We start from the raw sequence: 3,912 nt of genomic DNA on the forward strand, positions 1-3,912 counted from the left end.
GTCTACGTGGCGACACGGCAGCCCGGCGACACCGGGACCGCCGCGGCCGGCGAGACCACCGAGGTCGCCCCGACCGCCGCGTGGCGACCGCTGCGGGACGCGCCCACCGCCCGCCAGCAGACCGCCGCCACCGTCGCCGACGGCACCGTATGGGTGTTCGGCGGCCTGGACGACTCCGGCTCCTCCCCCGCCCACGAGGGCTACGACCCGGCCATCGACACCTGGAAGGCCGGACCCGACCTGCCGATCCCGCTCAACCACGCGACAGCCGTCACGTGGGACGGCGTGCCCGTCGTCCTCGGCGGCTGGATCCCGGACGGCCCCGACCTCACCGCCACCGCATCGAACCGGGTCTTCGCCGTCCGAAACGGTGAATGGGTGGAGATGCCACCGATGCCCCGGGCCCGTGCCGCCGGCGCCGCCGTCACCATCGGAAACAAGATCTACGTGTTCGGCGGTCAGGCCGACGACACCCTGATCCGCCCCACCGACGTGTTCGACGGCACCGCCTGGACCACGGTCGCCGACCTGCCGACCCCGCGCGAGCACCTCGCGGCCGCGACCGACGGCACCTACGCCTACGCGATCGGCGGCCGGGACCTGTCCGCCGACAAGAACGTCGCCACCCTCGAGCGCTTCGACCCCACCACCGGCGCATGGACCGCCCTGCCCGACATGCCCACCCCGCGCGGCGGGCTCGGCGCCACCTACATCGACGGCCGCATCGTCGCCGCCGGCGGCGAGGAACCCACCCGCGTCCTCGCCGATGTCGAGGCGTTCGACCTGACCACCGGCACGTGGTCCGAGCTGCCGGACCTGCGGACCCCGCGGCACGGGCTGGTCCTCGGCGCGGTCGGCGACACCGTCTACGCCATCGACGGCGCCACCGGACCCACCCACGCCGAGTCGACCTCCGTCACCGAGGCGCTGCAGATCCCGCCGCGCCGCGTCCAGCCCGGGCCGGCGTGGCGGCAGCTGCGCGACGCCCCCACCGCCCGCCAGCAGACCGCCGCCACCGTCGCCGACGGCACCGTGTGGGTGTTCGGCGGACTCGACAACAACGGGTCCACCGCCCGGGTGGAGGGCTACGACCCGGCCATCGACACCTGGAAGGTCGGACCCGATCTCCCCCTCCCGCTCAACCACGCGATGGCCGTCGAGTACGCGGACGAGCTGGTGGTGCTCGGCGGCTGGGTGCCCGAGGGCGCCGACCTCACCGCCCGACCGTCGGATCGGGTGTTCGCGCTGCGCGACGGGCAGTGGACCGAACTACCGGCCATGCCGCAGGCGCGTGCCGCCGCGGCCGCCGTCACCATCGGGGACAGGATCTACGTGTTCGGCGGTCAGGCCGACGACACCCTCCTCGCCACGACCGACGTCTTCGACGGCAGCGGCTGGAGCACGGTCGCCGACCTGCCGACCCCGCGCGAGCACCTCGCCGCCACCACCGACGGCACCTACGCCTACGCCGTCGGCGGCCGGGACCTGGCCGCCGACAAGAACGTCGCCACCGTCGAGCGCTACGACCCCGCCACCGACACCTGGACGCAGCTTCCCGACATGCCCACCCCCCGCGGCGGGCTCGGTGTCACCCACCTCGACGGCCGCATCGTCGCCGTCGGCGGCGAGGAACCCACCCGCGTCCTCGCCGACGTCGAGGCGTTCGACCTGACCACCGGCACCTGGTCCGAGCTGCCACCGATGGGCGTCGCCCGGCACGGTCTCGTCGTCGCGACCGTGGGCACCACCGTCTACGCCGTCGACGGCGCGCAGCGGCCCACCCACGCGCAGTCCACCGCGTTGGCGGAGGCACTGGACTTCTGGTGAGGAAAGGCCGCTTCGCGGCCGGTGTGTCCTTCGGGCGGCTGGGGCAACCCAAAGGACACACCGGCCGCCCGAAGAACACACCGCGGCCCTACCTCCTCCGCGCCACATGACGCGGCCGACTGGAGGTCATCGTGGTCGGCCCACCGACGACCCGCCAGGCATGGACGGGAATGTCATCTCCGACGAACGACCGACGAGGACCCGTTCGAAGCTTGCACACCGCTCCGCGCCCGCACTCCGAGGGTCAGGGCTTCGGCGTGGCGGAACGTGCCCGCCACCAGCCCACCGCACCGGTGACGAGCAGCGCCCCCACGAGCGAGCCGATGATCCCGCTCGGCCGTAGCGACAGTCCGTCGCCGGCCAGAAGACTGACGAGCAGCCCGCCTACGAAGGACCCGGCGAGCCCGGCAGCGAAGGCGAGGGTCCAATCGATCCGCCCCGCCGACCTGCCCAGCAGCAACTGGGCCGCGGCGCCGACGACCATGCCGAACACGAGGATTCCGATGAGCAACATGGCGACAGCATAGACGCTGAGCTCGAATGCGAATGATTATCGGGGCGAACGTCTTTCGGGACTCTCGCCGCTGCGGTGTTCACCGCGGCCGACCGGAGGGACCCCGGACAGCGCACGTCGAGTGCGGCCCACCCGTTCGCCTCGACTGTCGCTGCGCTGGGAGACGTCCGTGAACTCACCCGTGCGCGGGAACTGCTCGACCGTGTGCCCGCGAGCGACGAGCACGGGGTCCCCTGGCCGGTCTACACGCGTATGGCGCACGCCCTGCTCGTGGAGAGGTCGGTCGGGTCCGCCCGTGCGCTCGACCTGGCCGATCCGCTGCGGCACACCACGAACGTCCCCGTCGTCACGGCACTGACGGCGAAGGGATATCGCCCTGCTCGTCACCCGAAGCGCGCTGTCGAGGTGTCGGCAACCTCTCCGGCGTGCAGGCTCTCGCGTTCGTCTAGGCGAGCCGCCTTGTCACCGCACGCCTCGTCCGGGCCGACGAGACGCTCGCGACTGCTCGGGTACCGCCCGCCCGGCTGTCCGCCCGGGAGCGGGAGATACTCGCCTACCTCCGCACCCCGATGACAGCGGAGGAGATCGCCGCCGCGCTGTTCGTGTCCGTGCGAAACCCACCAGCGCTCGATCTACCGCAAGCTGGGCGTCAACTCCCGTCGGGACGCGATCAAGATCAGGATGTGAGAGGCCCGCCGCGACGCGGCACAATCGCGACCGTGACGATCCGTACCTGGCTGACGCCACCGCCCCGGCCACCCGCCGAGCCCCTCGACCCGACGGCCCGCCGCGCCCTGTGGGTCGAGGTCACCATCGTCCTGCTCGTCACCTTCGGCCTGAGCGGGCTGTCGTCGATGCTGTCGCTGCTCGAATCCGCACTCGCACCGGAGCCGCTGTCCGACCAGACCGTCGCGCTGAACGTCCCCCGCTCGTCGCAGCAGTTCATCGACCTGGCCCGGCAGGTGCTCGGCATCGTCCGGTTGCTGGCATGGGCTGCGCTCGGGGTGTACCTGCTGTGGCGCAGCGGCATCGGCCCGAAGGCGATCGGCTTCGCCCGGGACCAGCTGCGCCGCGGCCTGCTCCCCGGCGTGGGGCTGGCCGCGCTCATAGGAATCCCCGGGCTCGGCCTGTACCTGGTGGCACGGGCGGCGGGCATCAACCTCACCGTCGCGCCCAGCACCCTCGAGGACTATTGGTGGCGGCTGCCGGCGCTGGTGCTGTGGGCGATCGCGAACTCCGCCGCCGAGGAGGTTCTCGTCGTTGCGTACCTGATCACCCGACTGCGGCAGCTCGGCTGGTCGGAGAACTCCTCGCTGCTCGCCTCGTCGCTGCTGCGCGGCAGCTACCACCTCTACCAGGGCCTCGGCGGCGGGCTCGGCAACGTCGTCATGGGTCTGGTGTTCGGCCGGTACTGGCAGCGCACGTCGCAGCTGTGGCCGCTGGTGGTGGCGCACGCGCTGATCGACAGCGTCGCATTCGTCGGCTACCAGGCGCTGCGCGGGCACGTGTCCTGGCTGCCCTAGCCCGGGCTGCGTACATTGGGAGGTCGTGAACGGCGACCATCCCGACCC

Annotated in this window: 3 protein-coding genes; 2 read left to right on the plus strand and 1 reads right to left on the minus strand. The window is 72.3% G+C overall.

The genetic code is table 11. The features are described from left to right. On the plus strand, positions 1 to 1,827 hold a 1,827-nt coding region (locus tag G6039_RS29785), incomplete at its 5' end, for a Kelch repeat-containing protein (RefSeq protein ID WP_277606689.1). 244 nt (positions 1,828 to 2,071) lie between these two features. Here G6039_RS29785 and G6039_RS29790 read toward each other — a convergent pair. Next, positions 2,072 to 2,341 carry a hypothetical protein gene (locus G6039_RS29790; protein ID WP_006944638.1) on the minus strand — a complete coding sequence of 90 codons (270 nt, stop codon included), beginning with the start codon at positions 2,339 to 2,341 and terminating at the stop codon, positions 2,072 to 2,074. A 719-nt stretch (positions 2,342 to 3,060) separates the two neighbouring features. Here G6039_RS29790 and G6039_RS29795 point away from each other — a divergent pair. Continuing rightward, positions 3,061 to 3,864, plus strand: a complete 804-nt coding sequence (locus G6039_RS29795; protein ID WP_006944640.1) for a CPBP family intramembrane glutamic endopeptidase — start codon at positions 3,061 to 3,063, stop codon at positions 3,862 to 3,864. Positions 3,865 to 3,912: the final 48 nt, after the last annotated feature.

The organism is Rhodococcus aetherivorans (genome assembly GCF_011058165.1).
Classification (GTDB): domain Bacteria; phylum Actinomycetota; class Actinomycetes; order Mycobacteriales; family Mycobacteriaceae; genus Rhodococcus; species Rhodococcus aetherivorans.